Consider the following 17,460-nt stretch of genomic DNA (forward strand, 5'->3'; position numbering starts at 1 on the left):
AGGCCCGGACGGGTCGGGCGGCAGGCCCTAGGCGGCCGCCCTGCGCGCGCGTACGCCGTAGGCGAGGACGCCCGCCGCCAGTACCGCCGCCCCGGTCAGCACCGAGGCGCCGGGCAGCGCGAACGCCAGGACCGCGCACCCGATCAGGCCCAGCGCGGGCAGGGCGCGTGCCTTGGGGGACGGGTCGAGGGTCCAGGCGGAGGCGTTGGCGATGGCGTAGTAGGTCAGGACGCCGAAGGAGGAGAAGCCGATCGCGCCGCGCAGGTCGGCCGTGGCGGCCAGGACGGCGACGACCGCGCCGACGGCGAGTTCCGCGTGGTGCGGGACCTGGAAGCGGGGGTGCACGGTGGCGAGCGGGGCGGGCAGATGGCCGTCGCGGGCCATCGCGAGGGTGGTGCGCGAGACGCCCAGGATCAGCGCCAGCAGCGAGCCCAGCGCGGCGATCGCCGCACCCACCCGCACGACCGGCGCGAGCTCCGGCACCCCGGCCGCGCGCACCGCGTCCGCCAGCGGGGCCGTCGCCCGCCCGAGCCCCTCGGGGCCGAGCACGGCCAGCACGGCGACCGCCACGCACGCGTACACGGCCAGCGCGATGCCCAGGGCGAGCGGGACGGCACGCGGAATGGTGCGGGCCGGGTCGCGCACCTCCTCGCCGAGGGTGGCGATGCGCGCGTACCCGGCGAAGGCGAAGAACAGCAGCCCGGCGGCCTGGAGCACCCCGTCCACCCCGCCGGACGTACCGATGTCCAGGTGGGCGGCCTCGGCGTCCCCCGACCCCAGGCACACGGCCACCACGAGCGCCAGCACGGCGAGTACGGCGGCGACGATCACCCTGGTCAGCAGGGCGGACTTCTGCACGCCCCCGTAGTTGACCGCGGTCAGCGCCACCACCGCGGCCACGGCGACCGCGTGCGACTGCTCCGGCCAGACGTACGCGCCGACGGTGAGCGCCATCGCGGCGCAGGAGGCGGTCTTGCCCACGATGAACGACCAGCCGGCGAGGTAGCCCCAGAAGGGGCCGAGCCGCTCACGGCCGTACACATAGGTGCCGCCGGAGGCCGGGTACAGCGCGGCCAGCCGGGCCGAGGCCATGGCGTTGCAGTACGCGACCACGGCGGCCAGCGCGAGCCCGAGCAGCAGCCCGGAGCCCGCCGCGCGCGCGGCAGGGGCGAGGGCGGCGAAGATGCCGGCCCCGACCATCGAGCCGAGCCCGATGACCACGGCGTCGCCCACACCGAGCGTGCGGCGCAGTGCGGGACCGGAGGAGTGCGTCATGCGGCGCACCCTAGCGAACGCGATCGAACAACCGGTCCGCCGAGAAGGGCGGCCACCCGGCGAATCCGGGGTGCCCGCCCTTCAGGACGGTGAGGTCACCGGTAGTTGACGAACTGCAGCGCGAAGTCGAAGTCCTTGCCCTTCAGCAGGGCGATGACGGCCTGGAGGTCGTCGCGGCTCTTGGAGGTGACACGCAGCTCGTCACCCTGGACCTGGGCCTTCACACCCTTGGGGCCCTCGTCGCGGATGATCTTCGCGACCTTCTTGGCGTTCTCCTGGGAGATGCCCTCCTGGATCGACGCGAAGATCTTGTACTCCTTGCCGGAGAGCTGCGGCTCGCCCGCGTCCAGGGCCTTCAGCGAGATGCCCCGCTTGATCAGCTTGGACTGGAACACGTCCAGGACGGCCTTGACCCGGTCCTCGGAGTTGGCCTCCATGAGGATCTTGTCGCCGGACCACGCGATCGAGGCACCGACGCCCTTGAAGTCGTAGCGCTGGGAGATCTCCTTGGCGGCCTGGTTGAGTGCGTTGTCGACCTCCTGCCGCTCGACCTTGGAGACGATGTCGAAACTGGAGTCGGCCATGACGTGTGGCTCCTTGCTCGGATGCGGTGATGACGCTCTGCGGGTACGGCGCAAGCCTAGCGATCTCACCACTGATCAACCGGGTGGCGAAGCACCCCCCGGGATCAGGTATTGTTTACGTCGTTGCCAGGGAGCACAGCCGAAAGGCCGCCCCGAGCAGCGATCCCATGGCGGTGTGCCCGAGTGGCCAATGGGAGCGGACTGTAAATCCGTCGGCTTAGCCTACCCAGGTTCGAATCCTGGCGCCGCCACACTGGGGAAGACCCCCTCCGCGACAGCGGAGGGGGTCTTCGCGTTTCCCGGCCTGTTGGGGGGCGTTGTCAGAGGGGGCGGGCAGACTGGGGGTATGTCGTCGTCCCGTCGCAGGCTGTGCCCTGAGTGCCGTCGTGAGATCGCCGTCGTCGCAGGACGGTTCGCCCGGCACGATCCGCCGGGGATGCGGGAGGGCGACCGGCTCGTGTCGTGCGCGGGGTCGAGGAGACCCGCGCAGTTGGGCGCTGTGCAGCCCTCGTTGGACGGCTATGCCGTGCCGGAGTTCCCGGGGCAGCTGCCGCTGTTCTGAGGTCAGTTTCCCGCCACCGACTTCACCGCGACCGACACCGGCACGGAGCCGCCGACCAGTTCGAGGGTCAGGCCGGCCGTCGCCGGGGTCTCGATCAGCTCCGCGAGCACGGCGGCCACGTCGTCGCGCGTGACCGGGCCGCGGCCCGTGTGCGCCTCCAGCCGCACCAGACCGGTCCCGGCGTCGTCCGTGAGGGAACCCGGCCGCAGGACGGTCCAGTCGAGCGCGTCCAGGCCCTGGACGTACGCGTCCGCCTCGCCCTTGGCGCGCAGATACACGTCGAAGACCTCGTCGCCCTCGTGCGCGGGGTCGGCGCCCATCGAGGACACGACGAGGAACCGCCGTACGCCCGCCCGGACCGCCGCGTCCGCGAACAGCACCGCCGCGCCCTTGTCCACCGTGTCCTTGCGGGCCGCCCCGCTGCCCGGCCCCGCGCCCGCCGCGAACACCGCCACGTCCGCGCCCCGCAGTTGCGCGGCGACCTCCTCCACCGACGCCGACTCCAGGTCCAGCAGCACCGGTTCGGCACCCGCCCGGCGCAGGTCGTCGCCCTGCTCCGCGGTGCGGATGATGCCCGCCACCTCGTAACCCCGCGCCGACAGCAGCCTCTCCAGCCGCAGCGCGATCTGACCATGACCACCAGCGATGACAATGCGCATGTCTCCGACCGTACGCCCGAACGCCCCGCCCCGCCGCGCGGCTCGAACGCCGGGCCGGGGAGCGAGCGCCGCTCCCACGGCAGGCCGTCGCCCACCGGGGCGGGGGCTCGTCGGCCGGGGCCGGCGGCGCCCCCTGCCCGGCCCGCCTACGACACCTCGCCACGCCCCTGCCGCGGCAGTCCCAGTTCCGCTGCCGCCGCCGAGTTGCAGTACTCCCGGACCGCGCTGGTGCGGGCCACCACCCGCCCCCGGTGGATGACGATGCGGCTGTAGGCCAGCGACAGGGCGCCGGAGAGGCGGTCGCCGCGGACGGCGAGGAGTTCCGCCGGGAAGCCCGCCTCGACGCGGACCTCCGGGAGCCCCAGCGCGGCGCGTGCCGAGGCGCTGATCGCGTCGTAGGCGTCCTCGGGGCGCAGCCCGTGGCGTGAGGACAACAGGTAGGCGGCCTCCAGGGGGTCGCCGCGGCCCACCGGGTTGGAGACGTCCCGCAGCGCCCCGCTGCCGGCGGCGAGGCGTACGCCGGCCGCGCGCAGCAGCCGTACGGGCGCCGTACCGCGCCGGTCGACGCCCGCGCAGCCGCCCTGCGGCAGGCACACCACGCCCACCCCGGCCGCCGCGAGCTGGTCGGCGGTGCGGGAGGCGGCGTCGGACGGCAGCCGGGTCAGACCCCCGCAGGGGCTCAGCGTCACCCCCGGCCGCAGCCCGCCCGCCATCGCGGCGAGCCGGGCCAGGCGGGCCGGGTCGCCGGCGTCGGTGTGCAGGTCGACGGGGCAGCCGTGCTCGGAGGCGACCTCCAGGACCGCCTCCACATAGCCCGTGGGATCGGGGTCGAGGTCGGGACAGCCGCCGACCACGGAGGCGCCCATCTTCACCGCGTCGCGCAGCATGGCGAGCCCGTCCGCCCCGGCGACCCCGGTGAGCAGCCGCGGCACGGCCACCGTGGTCAGCTCGGCGAGCCCGCGCAGTGAGCGCCGCGCCTGCAGCACGGCACCCAGCGCGCCCAGCCCCGTGACATCGCCCACACGCACATGGGAGCGCACCGCCGTCGCCCCGTGCCCGAGTTGCAGCAGGGCCGCCTCGGTGGCGCGGCGCTGCACGTCGCGGGGGTCGTACGAGACCGGTCCGCCCTCGTCGGCGGTGAGCGCGGTGTCGCCGTGGGCGTGCGGCTCGGCCGGGGCGGGGAGCAGCAGATAGCCGGAGAGGTCCACGCGCGCGCCGGGGCTCTGGGCGGCCCCGCCGAGGCTGCCGGCCGTGCCGACCGCCTCGATGCGCCCGCCGCCCAGCCGTACGTCGACGGTCCGGCCGTCGGTGAGGCGCGCCCCGCACAGCAGCAGCGTCTCGGACTGCCCGGAGGAGCCCGGCGAGGACGACGACGGGGGCGGCTGCGGCTGGCTGTCGGGCATCGCGCTCCAAGGGCTCGGCTCAGGGCTCGGCTCAGTGCTCGGCTCAGGTCTCGGGCTCGGGACTCGGGGGCGGGACTCGGGGGCGGGCTGATCGTGGAGGGCTCCGCGAGGCGCCGGAGCGCAAGATCACGCAGAGTGAGTCGAGCCTAGGACGGCCGCCGCTCGTCGGCCGGGAGGAGCGCAATAGTCGTACCGGCGTGGCCCCAGGTGGACGTATGTGACGGGTGGGACCCGAAGGGCTGCCGGGAGCCGTGTGCGGAGGGGGCCGCGGGGTCTCCGGATACGGATTTGGGTGAACGGCCGCGGACCGTGTAATGTCTTCATCGCTCGCCCCAATAGCTCAGTCGGCAGAGCGTCTCCATGGTAAGGAGAAGGTCAACGGTTCGATTCCGTTTTGGGGCTCTGGTTGGAGAGGTTCCCGTCGCAAGACGGGAACTGATCGAACCGCAGCGGTGTAGCTCAGTCGGTAGAGCAAGCGGCTCATAATCGCTGTGTCACCGGTTCAAGTCCGGTCACCGCTACTAACAGTAGCCGATTGCGGGGTCGGTCCTTCGATCGGCTACTCTTTCTTGCGTTGAATCACCTACCCGTTCGTCAAGGAGCACTCACGTGGCTGCCACCGACGTCCGCCCGAAGATCACGCTGGCCTGCGTGGAGTGCAAGGAGCGGAACTACATCACCAAGAAGAACCGGCGTAACAACCCGGACCGTCTTGAGATGAAGAAGCACTGCCCGCGTTGCAACGCGCACACCGCGCACCGCGAGACGCGCTGACTCAGACTCACGTACGAGGCCGCCCCCATCATTCAGGGGGGCGGCCTCGTGCCGTTTCCTCCCACTGAAACAGTCGGAACAGTCGGAACAGCCGAGACGCCGAGCGCCGAAAGGCCCCGGCCTCGACCGTCGACACGTCGAAACAACCGCTCAGACCAGGAGGCGCCGAGCCATGGCACTCGACCAGTCCTTCGTGGGGCGCACCTATCCGCCCACCGAGCCCTACGAGGTGGGCCGGGAGAAGATCCGTGAGTTCGCCGAGGCCATCGGGGACTCCAGCCCCGTCTACACGGACCCCGAGGCCGCCAAGGCGCTCGGGCACCCCGATGTGATCGCCCCGCCGACCTTCGTCTTCGCGATCTCCTTCAAGGCCGCGCAGGAGGTCGTCCACGACCCGCAGCTCGGCCTGGACTACAGCCGGGTGGTGCACGGCGACCAGAAGTTCGCCTACAGCCGCCCGGTCCGCGCGGGCGACCGGCTGACGGTCACCTCGACCATCGAGGCGATCAAGTCCATGGCCGGCAACGACTTCCTGGACATCCGCGGCGAGGTGCACGACGAGGCCGGCGAGCACGTCGTCACCGCCTGGACCAAGCTCGTGGCCCGCGCGGCCGAGGAGGCGTGAGCAGCAGATGACCGCCAAGATCGCGTACGCCGACGTCGAGGTCGGCACCGAACTCCCCGCGCAGACCTTCCAGGTGACCCGCGCCACCCTCGTCCGCTACGCGGGCGCCTCCGGCGACTTCAACCCGATCCACTGGAACGAGAAGTTCGCCAAGGAGGTCGGGCTGCCGGACGTCATCGCGCACGGCATGTTCACCATGGCCGAGGCCGCCCGCGTGGTCACCGACTGGACCGGCGACCCGGGCGCGCTCGTGGAGTACGGGGTGCGCTTCACCAAGCCCGTCGTCGTCCCCAACGACGACCAGGGTGCCCAGATCGAGGTCGGCGGCAAGGTCGCGGCCAAGCTCGACGACAACACCGTCCGCGTGGACCTCACGGTCACCAGCGCCGGGCAGAAGGTGCTGGCCATGTCCCGGGCGGTCGTACGACTGGCCTGACCCGCACCCGTACGTGCCGAAGGGGGCGCCCCGCCGACGGGGGGCGCCCCTTTTTCGCGCCCTCGCACCGCCGAGTTTCGCGCCCTCGCACGCCGAGGCCCCCGCGCCCCTGGCCACCGGAGAACCCCGCGCCCCTGACCACCGGAGAACCCCGCGCCCCAGACCACCGGAGAACCCCGCGCCCCAGACCACCGGAGAACCCCGGCCACGTCACCGCTTGACATAGTTAGTGATTGGGCACTAACTTCGAAGCATGGTCAGGATGAGCGCAGAAGAGCGACGCGAGAGCGTCATCCGCGCGGCAGTGAAGGAGTTCGCCCGCGGCGGCTATCACGGCACGTCGACCGAGGCGATCGCCAAGCGTGTCGGCGTCTCGCAGCCGTATCTCTTCCGGCTCTTCCCGGGCAAGAAGGCCATCTTCCTGGCGGCGGCCGAGTGGTGCATGGAGACCACCATCCGCACGTTCGGGGATGCCTCCAAGGGGCTTGAAGGTGAAGAGGCCCTCCACGCGATGGCCAACGCGTACACCCAGGTCATCGCCGAGCAGCCCGAGCGACTGCTGATGCAGCTGCAGATGTACATCGCCGTGGGCGCCGCCGAGCAGGAGGGCGACCACGAGTTCGGCGAGGCGGTGCGCGCCAGCTGGATGCGGCTGTGGGACACCGTTCACCTGCCGCTCGGCGCCGACGTGGAGGAGACGACGACCTTCATGGCCTACGGCATGCTCATCAACTGCCTGATCGCCATGGGCTTTCCGTCCGATCACCGGGTCTGGGAAGGGATCTACGAGTCCTCGCGGCGCAAGGACGCGCCGGGGAAGTAGCGCGAGGACGGGCGGTCCGCCGCCTTTTCACGCCCGCGAAAGTTAGTCAGCAATTACTAATCATCGGTTCCTGAACATCCTCTGGGGGAGAGATGTCGCACAACGCAACCGGAGCCCGCCGCGGATCGGTCGGGTGGGCCCTCACCATCACCAGCGTCGCCGGGTTCATGGCGGCCCTCGACAACCTCGTCGTCACCACCGCGCTGCCCGCCATCCGCGAGGACCTCGGCGGCGCGCTGCACGACCTGGAGTGGACCGTGAGCGCGTACACGCTCACGTTCGCCGTGCTGCTGATGTTCGGCGCCGCGCTCGGCGACCGCTTCGGCCGCCGCCGGCTCTTCGGCGTCGGGCTCGCGATCTTCACCGCCGCCTCCGCCGCCGCGGCCCTCGCCCCCGGCATCGACTCGCTGATCGCCGCCCGCGCGGTGCAGGGCGTCGGCGCGGCCGTGATGATGCCGCTCACGCTGACCCTGCTCACCGCGGCGGTCCCCGCCGAGAAGCGCGGGATGGCGTACGGGATCTGGGGCGCCGTCAACGGACTCGCCGTCGCCTCGGGACCGCTCATCGGCGGCACCCTCACCGAGCACGTCTCCTGGCAGTGGATCTTCTGGCTGAACGTCCCGCTGGGCATCGCCCTGCTGCCGCTCGCCCGGCTGCGCCTCGCCGAGTCCCGCGGCACCGGCGCCCCGCTCGACGTGCCCGGCACCCTGCTCGCCAGCGGCGGTCTGTTCGGCATCGTGTACGGCCTGGTCCGCGGCCCGGTCGACGGCTGGACCTCGGGGACCGTCCTGCTCGGCCTCATCGCCGGCGCCGCCCTGCTCGCCGCGTTCGTCGTGCACGGCACCCGCGCCCGCAACGCCATGCTGCCGATGCGGCTGTTCCGCTCCCGCGCCTTCGCCGGGATCAACGCCGCCAGCATGCTGATGTTCCTCGGCATGTTCGGCTCGATCTTCCTGCTGAGCCAGTACATGCAGGGCGTGCTCGGCTACTCGCCCACCGAGGCCGGGCTGCGGATGCTGCCCTGGACCGGCATGCCCATGCTGGTCGCGCCCATCGCCGGCATCCTCTCCGACCGCATCGGCGGCCGTCCCGTCGTCGCCGCCGGCCTCTTCTTCCAGGCCGCCGGCCTCGCCCACCTCGCCTGGGTGGCCACCGCCGACGCCTCCTACGCCTCCCAGCTGCCCGGCCTGATCCTCAGCGGCATCGGCATGGCACTGTTCTTCGCGCCCGCCTCGGCCCTGGTCATGGCCAGCGTCACGGCCAAGGAGCAGGGCATCGCCTCCGGCGCCAACAACGCCCTGCGCGAGGTCGGCGGAGCCCTCGGCATCGCGATCATGTCCTCGATCTTCGCGGCGCAGGGCGGCTACGAGTCCGCCCAGGCGTTCGTCGACGGACTGCGGCCCGCGGTCGCCGTCGGCGCCGGGATCGTGGCCCTCGCCGGGCTCGCCGCCCTGGTGATCCCCTCCGGCCGCGCCGCGACGGTCCTCACCGGCGACGCCACCGAGGCCGCCCCGGCCAAGGTCCCCGCCGGCGCCTCCCACTGACCCCGCCCGCACCGACCGCCGAGAGGAGTCCGCCGTGCCCACCCTGCCCTGGACCGTGCCGAACACCCCGCCGACCGGCGCCGAGGCCCACGTCTTCGCCTCCCGCTTCGAGACCCGCACCCTGTGGGGAGCACTCAAGTTCCTCGCCCGTACGCCGGGCGTGTGGCGGCAGGTCAGCCGGGCGCCCGGCGCGTACGGCGCCACCCTGAAGGCGCAGCCGTTCAGGCGCACCTTCTGGACGCTGTCCGCGTGGGAGTCGCCGGCCGCCCTCAAGACCTTCGCCCGCGCCGGGAGCCACGCCCCGACCTCGCGCGGCCTGGCCGCCGAGATGGCGGACGTGCGGTACGCGACCTGGGCGGTCCCCGCCGCCGAGCTCCCGCTCGACTGGGCGGAGGCGTCCCGGCGCCTGACCCGTGACAACTGAGCCGCACACGCGCGCGTACGGCCCCGCCCACCCCTGGGCGGGGCCGTACGCGCGCGTGCCGGGGCTGTCGGTGGCGTCTCGTAGTCTTGAGCACGTGCAGGAACTCCACGACGCCCCCCTCGCTCCGCTGACCACCTTCCGGCTGGGCGGCCCCGCCACCCGGCTGGTCACCGCGACGACCGACGCCGAGGTGATCGACGCCGTCCGCGAGGCCGACGCCGGCGGCACCCCGCTGCTGGTCATCGGCGGCGGCTCCAACCTGGTCATCGGCGACAAGGGCTTCGCCGGCACCGCCCTGCGCATCGCCACCCGCGGCGTCGAGCTCACCGGCACCCGCCTGGAGCTGGCCGCCGGCGAGGTGTGGACCGACGCCGTCGCCCGCACCGTCGAGGCCGGGCTGGCCGGCATCGAGTGCCTGGCCGGCATCCCCGGCTCGGCGGGCGCGACCCCGATCCAGAACGTGGGGGCGTACGGCCAGGAGGTCTCCGCCACCATCACCGAGGTCATCGCCTACGACCGCCGCGCGGGCGAGACGGTCGCCCTGACCAACGCCGAGTGCGCCTTCTCCTACCGCCACAGCCGCTTCAAGGCCGACCCCGAGCGGTATGTCGTCCTGCGCGTCCGCTTCGAACTGGAGGACGCGGGCGGGCTGTCGGCGCCCATCAAGTACGCCGAGACGGCCCGCGCGCTGGGCGTGCGGCCCGGCGACCGGGTGCCGCTCGCCGACGCCCGGGAGACCGTGCTGAAGCTGCGGGCGGGCAAGGGCATGGTGCTCGACCCCGATGACCACGACACCTGGTCGGCCGGGTCCTTCTTCACCAACCCGATCCTCACCGACGCCCAGTTCGCGGCCTTCCTCGCCCGCGTGGAGCAGCGCCTGGGCGCCGGCGTCGAGCCGCCCGCCTACCCGGCGGGGGAGGGGCACACCAAGACCTCCGCGGCCTGGCTGATCGACAAGGCCGGCTTCACCAAGGGCTACGGAAGCGGCCCGGCCCGTATCTCCACCAAGCACACCCTCGCCCTCACCAACCGCGGCGGGGCCACCACCGAGGACCTCCTCGCCCTCGCCCGCGAGGTCGTCGCCGGGGTCCGCGAGGCGTTCGGCATCACGCTGGTCAACGAGCCGGTGACGGTCGGCGTCAGCCTGTAGGCGCCCGGCGCGCCGAGGCCGGCGGCCGACCGCATAGAGTCGCCCCGTCGCGCCAGGTCAGGCGCATCAGGGAGGGACTTTTCATGCGGGGCGCAGGACGTCGTCGTACAGCCGTGATCGCTGCCATGGTCGCGGTGCTCGCCACCGGGTGCGGCGGGCAGGACGCCGGCACCGGCGACGAGCGGGCGGCGCAGGCCGACGCGTACGCGTCGGTCGAGGAGATCGCCGAGGCCATCGGCCCGGACGGCACCACGATCATCGTCGGCTCGCCCACGGCCGGGACCACCGTGCACCTCTACGAGGACATGCGGTGCCCGGCCTGCGAGCAGTTCGAGACCCAGGGCAGCGGCGAGACCCTGCGCAACATGGTCATGACCGGTGAGGTCAAGGTCGAGTACACGCTGGCCTCGTTCCTCGACGGCAAGCTCGGCGGTCAAGGCTCGCGCAAGGCGGCCAACGCCCTGCGGGCCGCCGTGGACGAGGGACGGTTCGTCGAGTATCACGAAGTGCTCTACGCGAACCAGCCGGAGGAGTCCGTCGACGGCTACACCGAGACGTTCCTGCTGGACATGGCCTCGAAGGTGGACGGCCTGCGCGGGCCGGAGTTCGACGCGGCGGTCAAGGGCATGACGCACCGCGACTGGGTCGACGGCTCCCAGCGGGCGTTCGACCTCTCCGGCGTCGGGAGCACGCCCACCATGAAGGTGAACGGCAAGGTGGTCGACGGAATCTTCGACGCGCCCCGGCTGCCGCTGCTGATCCTCTCCCAGTGACCCTCCCGGCCCGCCCTCACCCCGCCAGCCAGTCGTCCACCCCCGCCAGCAGCTTCGCCTTCGTCTCCTCCGGCGCCGCCGACCCGCGCACCGACTGCCGGGCCAGCTCCGCCAGCTCCCGGTCGGTGAAGCCGTGGTGGTGGCGCGCGATCTCGTACTGGGCCGCGAGGCGGGAGCCGAACAGCAGCGGGTCGTCGGCGCCGAGCGCGAGCGGGACACCCGCCTCGAACAGCGTGCGCAGGGGGACGTCCTCGGGCTTCTCGTAGACGCCCAGGGCCACGTTCGACGCCGGGCACACCTCGCAGGTCACCCCCCGGTCGGCCAGCCGCTTCAGCAGCCGCGGGTCCTCCGCCGCGCGCACACCGTGCCCGATCCGGTGGGCGTGCAGGTCGTCCAGGCAGTCGCGGACCGAGGCGGGGCCGGTCAGCTCGCCGCCGTGCGGGGCCGACAGCAGACCGCCCTCGCGGGCGATGTGGAAGGCGCGGTCGAAGTCCCGTGCCATGCCCCGGCGCTCGTCGTTCGACAGCCCGAAACCGACCACGCCCCGGTCGGCGTAGCGCACCGCGAGGCGGGCCAGGGTGCGCGCGTCCAGGGGGTGCTTCATCCGGTTCGCGGCGACCAGCACCCGCATGCCCAGACCGGTCTCCCGCGAGGTCGTCTCCACCGCGTCCAGGATGATCTCCAGCGCCGGGATCAGCCCGCCGAGCCGCGGCGCGTACGAGGTCGGGTCCACCTGGATCTCCAGCCAGCCCGAGCCGTCCCGCAGATCCTCCTCCGCCGCCTCGCGCACCAGCCGCTGGATGTCCTCGGGCTCCCTGAGGCACGAGCGGGCCGCGTCGTACAGCCGCTGGAAGCGGAACCAGCCCCGCTCGTCCGTCGCCCGCAGCTCCGGCGGCTCCCCGCTGGTCAGGGCCTCGCTGAGGGCCTCCGGCAGGCGCACGCCGTACTTGTCGGCCAGCTCCAGCACGGTCCCCGGCCGCATCGAGCCGGTGAAGTGCAGGTGAAGATGGGCTTTCGGCAGTTCAGAGACATCACGTACACGCTCCATCCGCCGATCCTGCCGTACGTCCCTCCGGTCCCGGTAGCGGTTTCCCCCCACGGGGCCTTGCTCGTACGAAGAAACGGGCCGCCTCCCCGCAGGGAGACGGCCCGTCCACGCGCGCGTGCCTCAGTCGCGGGCCTCGGCCAGCAGCTTCTGGATGCGGGAGACGCCCTCGACCAGGTCCTCGTCGCCCAGCGCGTACGACAGCCGCAGATAGCCCGGCGTGCCGAACGCCTCGCCCGGGACGACCGCGACCTCGGCCTCCTCCAGGATCAGCGCGGCCAGCTCGACCGTGTCCTGCGGCCGCTTGCCGCGGATCTCCTTGCCGAGCAGGCCCTTGACCGACGGGTAGGCGTAGAACGCGCCCTCGGGCTCCGGGCAGAGCACACCGTCGATCTCGTTGAGCATCCGCACGATGGTGCGACGGCGGCGGTCGAACGCCTCCTTCATCTTCTCGACGGCCGACAGGTCACCGGAGACCGCGGCCAGCGCAGCCGCCTGGGCCACATTGGAGACGTTGGAGGTGGCGTGCGACTGGAGGTTCGTCGCGGCCTTCACGACGTCCTTCGGGCCGATGACCCAGCCCACCCGCCAGCCGGTCATCGCGTACGTCTTGGCGACGCCGTTGACCACGATGCACTTGTCGGCGAGCTCGGGCACGACCACCGGCAGGGAGTGGAACTCGGCGTCGCCGTAGACCAGGTGCTCGTAGATCTCGTCGGTCAGGACCCACAGGCCCTTCTCCGCGGCCCAGCGGCCGATCTCCTCGATCTGCTCGCGGGTGTAGACCGCGCCGGTCGGGTTGGAGGGCGAGACGAACAGCAGGACCTTGGTGTTCTCCGTGCGAGCGGCCTCCAGCTGCTCCACCGAGACGCGGTAGCCGGTCGTCTCGTCCGCGACGACCTCCACCGGCACACCGCCGGCCAGCCGGATCGACTCCGGGTACGTCGTCCAGTACGGGGCCGGGACGATGACCTCGTCGCCCGGGTCGAGGATCGCGGCGAACGCCTCGTAGATGGCCTGCTTGCCGCCGTTGGTGACGAGGACCTGCGCGGCCTCCACCCGGTAGCCGGAGTCCCGCAGCGTCTTGGCGGCGATGGCCTCCTTCAGCTCGGGCAGACCGCCGGCCGGCGTGTAGCGGTGGTACTTGGGGTTCTTGCATGCCTCGACGGCGGCTTCGACGATGTAGTCCGGGGTCGGGAAGTCCGGCTCACCGGCACCGAAACCGATCACCGGACGCCCGGCGGCCTTCAGGGCCTTGGCCTTGGCGTCCACGGCGAGGGTGGCGGACTCGGAGATCGCGCCGATTCGGGCGGAGACCCGGCGCTCGGTGGGAGGGGTTGCAGCGCTCATGGGGCCCATCGTTCCAGACCGGAAACCCGCCCGGCACACGGGTTTCACGGACTGAACAGGGACGGGCACAGGTGTGAACAGGCGTCCGGATCCCCGGTCCGGCCTGGTGATCTTCGGGCGATCCTTCGCGTTCCCGGCGCCCACGGGCACTTTCTGTTCGACGACCGGCTCAGGACCACGTACACTCTCACCTCGTCGGCCTTCAGCGGCACGCACACAGACGGTGCACACCGAGCACTCGTGTGGATGCGGTACGTTGGGGGACACACAAAGGGTCGTAGCTCAATTGGTAGAGCACCGGTCTCCAAAACCGGCGGTTGGGGGTTCAAGTCCCTCCGGCCCTGCTACACACACCGCCAGGATGTGTGCGCAGGTACGTACAGCAATGCACCGCCGTGCGGCTCAGACCGGGCGCGGCACGGCCACGACCCGGGATCAGGTGAGGATGAATGACGGACGCCGTGGGCTCCCTCGACACGCCTGACGCCCGGGACGAGGTGTCGGAGTCCAAGAAGGCCCGCAAGGGCGGCAAGCGCGCCAAGAAGGGCCCGCTGAAGCGACTCGCGCTCTTCTACCGCCAGATCGTCGCGGAACTCCGCAAGGTCGTCTGGCCCACGCGCAACCAGCTGACCACGTACACGACCGTCGTGATCGTCTTCGTGGTCATCATGATCGGCCTGGTCACCGTGATTGACTATGGACTCGACCACGCAGCCAAGTACGTCTTCGGCTGAGCCAGGAGCGAAGGGCGCCGCGGTTACCGGCGCCCCTTTCGCATGTTCCACCCCTATGTATCCAGGAAGAAGCAGCCACCGTGTCTGACCAGAACCTGAACGACGCCATCGAGCCGGATGAGTCGGAGGACGACGAGCTCGACATCGTCGAGGGCGCGGACGAGGACCTGGACGCGTTCGAGGCTGCCGACGCCGAGGCGAGCGAGCCCGCCGAGGAAGCCGCTGTGCACGTCGAGGACGAGGACGAGGCCCTTGAGGCCGAGACCGCCGACGAGGACGAGGCTGCGGACGAGGCCGAGGCCGGCGAGGAGGAGGCCGAGGAGGCCGCCCCCGTGGACCCCGTCGCCGCCCTGCGCGAGGAGCTGCGCACCCTGCCCGGCGAGTGGTACGTCATCCACACCTACGCCGGCTACGAGAACCGCGTGAAGACCAACCTGGAGCAGCGCGCGGTCTCCCTGAACGTCGAGGACTACATCTTCCAGGCCGAGGTGCCGCAGGAAGAGGTCGTCCAGATCAAGAACGGCGACCGCAAGACCATCCGCCAGAACAAGCTCCCCGGCTACGTCCTGGTGCGCATGGACCTGACCAACGAGTCCTGGGGCGTCGTCCGCAACACCCCCGGCGTCACCGGCTTCGTGGGCAACGCCTACGACCCGTACCCGCTGACCCTGGACGAGATCGTCAAGATGCTCGCCCCGGAGGCCGAGGAGAAGGCCGCCCGCGAGGCCGCCGAGGCCGAGGGCAAGCCCGCCCCGCAGCGCAAGGTCGAGGTCCAGGTCCTGGACTTCGAGGTCGGCGACTCGGTCACCGTCACCGACGGCCCGTTCGCCACGCTGCAGGCCACGATCAACGAGATCAACGCCGACTCGAAGAAGGTCAAGGGTCTCGTGGAGATCTTCGGCCGCGAGACGCCGGTCGAGCTGAGCTTCGACCAGATCCAGAAGAACTGACCTCTTCTGGACGTACCGCTTCCGAACAGGTCGGGCGGGCCCTCGCGGCTCGTCTGACCTGCTCGGTTTTTGGCCGCGCATCCATACCCGTTATCGTTGTGCGGTATGCCTGCGTCCGGGTGATTCCCGCGCGCGGGCAGGACCCGAATCGAAAGGACCCGGAGAGCTATGCCTCCCAAGAAGAAGAAGGTCACGGGGCTCATCAAGCTCCAGATCCAGGCCGGTGCCGCCAACCCGGCCCCGCCGGTCGGCCCCGCGCTGGGTCAGCACGGCGTGAACATCATGGAGTTCTGCAAGGCCTACAACGCCGCGACCGAGTCGCAGCGTGGCTGGGTCATCCCCGTGGAGATCACGGTCTACGAGGACCGCTCCTTCACCTTCATCACGAAGACCCCGCCGGCCGCGAAGATGATCCTCAAGGCCGCGGGTGTGGAGAAGGGCTCCGGCGAGCCGCACAAGACCAAGGTCGCGAAGATCACGCGTGACCAGGTCCGTGAGATCGCCACCACCAAGATGCCCGACCTCAACGCCAACGACCTGGACGCCGCCGAGAAGATCATCGCCGGCACCGCCCGTTCCATGGGCATCACGGTCGAGGGCTGAGAACCCCCCTCGTAGAAACGCAGTAGTGGCAGGGCCTGCTCGGCCCGGACCACAACTCCTAAGACCCACCAGGAGCTTTAAGTGAGCAAGCGCAGCAAGTCTCTCCGCGCTGCGGACGCCAAGATCGACCGGGAGAAGCTCTACGCCCCGCTCGAGGCCGTCCGTCTCGCCAAGGAGACCTCCACGACCAAGTTCGACGGCACCGTCGAGGTCGCCTTCCGTCTGGGTGTCGACCCGCGCAAGGCCGACCAGATGGTCCGTGGCACCGTGAACCTTCCGCACGGCACCGGTAAGACCGCCCGGGTCCTGGTCTTCGCGACCGGCGACCGTGCCGAGGCCGCGCGTGCCGCGGGCGCCGACATCGTCGGCGCCGACGAGCTGATCGACGAGGTGTCGAAGGGCCGTCTGGACTTCGACGCCGTCGTCGCCACCCCGGACCTCATGGGCAAGGTCGGCCGCCTCGGCCGCGTGCTCGGTCCGCGTGGTCTGATGCCGAACCCGAAGACCGGCACCGTCACCCCCGACGTCGCCAAGGCCGTCACCGACATCAAGGGCGGCAAGATCGAGTTCCGCGTCGACAAGCACTCGAACCTGCACTTCATCATCGGCAAGGTGTCCTTCGACGACACCAAGCTGGTGGAGAACTACGGCGCCGCGCTGGAGGAGATCCTCCGTCTGAAGCCGTCCGCCGCCAAGGGTCGCTACATCAAGAAGGCCGCCATCACCACCACGATGGGCCCCGGCATCCCCGTCGACCCGAACCGCACCCGCAACCTCCTCGTCGAGGAGGACCCGGCCGCGGTCTGAGCCTCAAGGCTCGCCTGAAGTCGGCTACGGGCCCCGCACCTTCCCAGGTGCGGGGCCCGTTCCCGTTTCCGGACCTGCGCTAGCGTGCGAGCAGGACGGCTCGGGGGAGGACGGATGACCAGGACAGGCCGGGGCGGGGTGCTGCTGGCCGCGCTGCTGCTCGCCGGGGTGACCGGCTGCGGGGACTCGGCGGACCAGGCGCTGGGGGAGCGCCCGGCGGCCTCGGCGCAGCCCGGTGCCGTCGCCGCGCTCAAGGCCGCCGAGCGGGCCACCGGACGGGCCGGTTCGGCTCGGGTGGAGTCGGCCACGACCCTGGGCACCGACGTCTCCATGACCTCCTCCGGGCGCCTCGCCTGGGCCGACGGCCTCTCCGGCGCCCTCACCATCACCTACACCGGCGGCAGCGTGGCCGAGACCATGCGGGAGCTGGGCAGCACCTCGATGCAGGCGCGCTATGTGGGCGACGCGTACTACGCGCGCATGGGCGAGGCGTTCGCCGCCAAGGCCGGCGGCCGGCACTGGATCCGCTACGGCTGGGGCGATCTGGCGGACCTCGGGGGAGCCTCCGGCGCCCCGCTCGCCGCGCAGATCCGTGACGCGGCCCCGCACCGGTGCCTGAAGCTGCTGCTGGCCGGCGGGGACGTACGCCGCGTCGGCACCGAGACGGTCCGCGGCGAGCGCACCACCCACTACCGGGGCACCGCGCGGACCGCCGACGGCGCCGCACAGACCGTCGACCTGTGGATCGACGGCGACGACCTGCTGGTCAAGAAGGTCGAGAAGGTCGACCAGGGCGACAGCGAGGGCGGCGCGGTGACCCAGACCTCGTACTACGACGACTACGGCGTGCGGGTCTCCGTGCAGCCGCCGCCCGCCGCCGACACCCGGGACTTCCGGGAGCTGATCGTGCCCGAGGGGAATTGAGAGGCCGCCCTCGCC

General features: G+C 71.6%; 19 protein-coding genes and 4 tRNA genes. 17 read left to right on the forward strand and 6 right to left on the reverse strand.

Annotated elements, in window-relative coordinates:
* Positions 1-27 precede the first annotated feature (27 nt).
* Positions 28-1,275 (reverse strand): APC family permease, encoded by a 1,248-nt coding sequence (locus ACSU6M_RS20205; RefSeq protein ID WP_437071151.1) that lies wholly within the window; start codon positions 1,273-1,275, stop codon positions 28-30.
* A 95-nt stretch (positions 1,276-1,370) separates the two neighbouring features.
* Positions 1,371-1,859, reverse strand: a complete 489-nt coding sequence (locus ACSU6M_RS20210) for a YajQ family cyclic di-GMP-binding protein (RefSeq protein WP_437071152.1) — start codon at positions 1,857-1,859, stop codon at positions 1,371-1,373.
* A gap of 169 nt (positions 1,860-2,028) precedes the next feature.
* Here ACSU6M_RS20210 and ACSU6M_RS20215 point away from each other — a divergent pair.
* Positions 2,029-2,110 (forward strand) — tRNA-Tyr (locus tag ACSU6M_RS20215).
* 313 nt (positions 2,111-2,423) lie between these two features.
* Here ACSU6M_RS20215 and ACSU6M_RS20220 read toward each other — a convergent pair.
* Both ACSU6M_RS20220 and ACSU6M_RS20225 read right to left on the reverse strand, forming a co-directional pair.
* A complete protein-coding gene (locus ACSU6M_RS20220; RefSeq protein WP_437071153.1) occupies positions 2,424-3,080 on the reverse strand; it encodes an SDR family oxidoreductase in 657 nt (218 codons plus the stop codon).
* 146 nt (positions 3,081-3,226) lie between these two features.
* Positions 3,227-4,483 (reverse strand): amidohydrolase family protein, encoded by a 1,257-nt coding sequence (locus ACSU6M_RS20225; protein ID WP_437071154.1) that lies wholly within the window; start codon positions 4,481-4,483, stop codon positions 3,227-3,229.
* 329 nt (positions 4,484-4,812) lie between these two features.
* Between ACSU6M_RS20225 and ACSU6M_RS20230 the strand changes: the two genes are divergently transcribed.
* From ACSU6M_RS20230 to ACSU6M_RS20275, 10 genes are all read left to right on the forward strand, one after another.
* A tRNA-Thr gene (locus tag ACSU6M_RS20230) sits at positions 4,813-4,885 on the forward strand.
* A 46-nt stretch (positions 4,886-4,931) separates the two neighbouring features.
* A tRNA-Met gene (locus ACSU6M_RS20235) sits at positions 4,932-5,004 on the forward strand.
* Between the two features lie 88 nt (positions 5,005-5,092).
* A complete protein-coding gene (rpmG, locus tag ACSU6M_RS20240; protein ID WP_003948671.1) occupies positions 5,093-5,257 on the forward strand; it encodes a 50S ribosomal protein L33 in 165 nt (54 codons plus the stop codon).
* Between the two features lie 172 nt (positions 5,258-5,429).
* Positions 5,430-5,882, forward strand: coding sequence for an FAS1-like dehydratase domain-containing protein (locus tag ACSU6M_RS20245; protein ID WP_437071155.1), 453 nt, complete (start codon positions 5,430-5,432; stop codon positions 5,880-5,882).
* A gap of 7 nt (positions 5,883-5,889) precedes the next feature.
* Complete coding sequence (locus tag ACSU6M_RS20250) at positions 5,890-6,318, forward strand: MaoC family dehydratase (protein ID WP_437071156.1); 429 nt, start codon at positions 5,890-5,892, stop codon at positions 6,316-6,318.
* A 253-nt stretch (positions 6,319-6,571) separates the two neighbouring features.
* Positions 6,572-7,141, forward strand: coding sequence for a TetR/AcrR family transcriptional regulator (locus tag ACSU6M_RS20255; RefSeq protein WP_437071157.1), 570 nt, complete (start codon positions 6,572-6,574; stop codon positions 7,139-7,141).
* A gap of 92 nt (positions 7,142-7,233) precedes the next feature.
* On the forward strand, positions 7,234-8,685 hold the full coding sequence (locus tag ACSU6M_RS20260; protein ID WP_437071158.1) for an MFS transporter: 1,452 nt from the start codon (positions 7,234-7,236) through the stop codon (positions 8,683-8,685).
* Between the two features lie 34 nt (positions 8,686-8,719).
* Positions 8,720-9,109, forward strand: a complete 390-nt coding sequence (locus ACSU6M_RS20265; RefSeq protein ID WP_437071159.1) for a DUF3291 domain-containing protein — start codon at positions 8,720-8,722, stop codon at positions 9,107-9,109.
* Between the two features lie 94 nt (positions 9,110-9,203).
* Complete coding sequence (locus ACSU6M_RS20270; RefSeq protein ID WP_437071160.1) at positions 9,204-10,259, forward strand: UDP-N-acetylmuramate dehydrogenase; 1,056 nt, start codon at positions 9,204-9,206, stop codon at positions 10,257-10,259.
* Between the two features lie 113 nt (positions 10,260-10,372).
* Positions 10,373-11,032, forward strand: coding sequence for a DsbA family protein (locus ACSU6M_RS20275; protein WP_437071161.1), 660 nt, complete (start codon positions 10,373-10,375; stop codon positions 11,030-11,032).
* A gap of 16 nt (positions 11,033-11,048) precedes the next feature.
* Here ACSU6M_RS20275 and ACSU6M_RS20280 read toward each other — a convergent pair whose 3' ends face one another.
* Together ACSU6M_RS20280 and ACSU6M_RS20285 are read right to left on the reverse strand one after the other, a co-directional pair.
* Positions 11,049-12,080, reverse strand: coding sequence for an adenosine deaminase (locus tag ACSU6M_RS20280; protein WP_437071162.1), 1,032 nt, complete (start codon positions 12,078-12,080; stop codon positions 11,049-11,051).
* 120 nt (positions 12,081-12,200) lie between these two features.
* Positions 12,201-13,427 carry a pyridoxal phosphate-dependent aminotransferase gene (locus tag ACSU6M_RS20285; protein ID WP_437071163.1) on the reverse strand — a complete coding sequence of 409 codons (1,227 nt, stop codon included), beginning with the start codon at positions 13,425-13,427 and terminating at the stop codon, positions 12,201-12,203.
* A gap of 271 nt (positions 13,428-13,698) precedes the next feature.
* Between ACSU6M_RS20285 and ACSU6M_RS20290 the strand changes: the two genes are divergently transcribed.
* The 6 genes from ACSU6M_RS20290 (at position 13,699) to ACSU6M_RS20315 (ending at position 17,445) form a co-directional block, all read left to right on the forward strand.
* Positions 13,699-13,771 (forward strand) — tRNA-Trp (locus tag ACSU6M_RS20290).
* A 105-nt stretch (positions 13,772-13,876) separates the two neighbouring features.
* Positions 13,877-14,161 (forward strand): preprotein translocase subunit SecE, encoded by a 285-nt coding sequence (gene secE / locus ACSU6M_RS20295; RefSeq protein WP_437071164.1) that lies wholly within the window; start codon positions 13,877-13,879, stop codon positions 14,159-14,161.
* A gap of 80 nt (positions 14,162-14,241) precedes the next feature.
* Positions 14,242-15,111 (forward strand): transcription termination/antitermination protein NusG, encoded by an 870-nt coding sequence (gene nusG, locus ACSU6M_RS20300; RefSeq protein WP_437071165.1) that lies wholly within the window; start codon positions 14,242-14,244, stop codon positions 15,109-15,111.
* Positions 15,112-15,279: 168 nt separating this feature from the next.
* Positions 15,280-15,714, forward strand: coding sequence for a 50S ribosomal protein L11 (gene rplK / locus ACSU6M_RS20305; protein WP_189287518.1), 435 nt, complete (start codon positions 15,280-15,282; stop codon positions 15,712-15,714).
* A gap of 81 nt (positions 15,715-15,795) precedes the next feature.
* Positions 15,796-16,521, forward strand: coding sequence for a 50S ribosomal protein L1 (gene rplA / locus ACSU6M_RS20310; RefSeq protein ID WP_437071166.1), 726 nt, complete (start codon positions 15,796-15,798; stop codon positions 16,519-16,521).
* Between the two features lie 114 nt (positions 16,522-16,635).
* Entirely contained in the window at positions 16,636-17,445 is an 810-nt protein-coding gene (locus ACSU6M_RS20315) for a hypothetical protein (RefSeq protein ID WP_437071167.1), read from the forward strand.
* Positions 17,446-17,460 lie beyond the last annotated feature (15 nt).

Source organism: Streptomyces sp. enrichment culture (assembly GCF_964272895.1).
Lineage (GTDB): Bacteria > Actinomycetota > Actinomycetes > Streptomycetales > Streptomycetaceae > Streptomyces.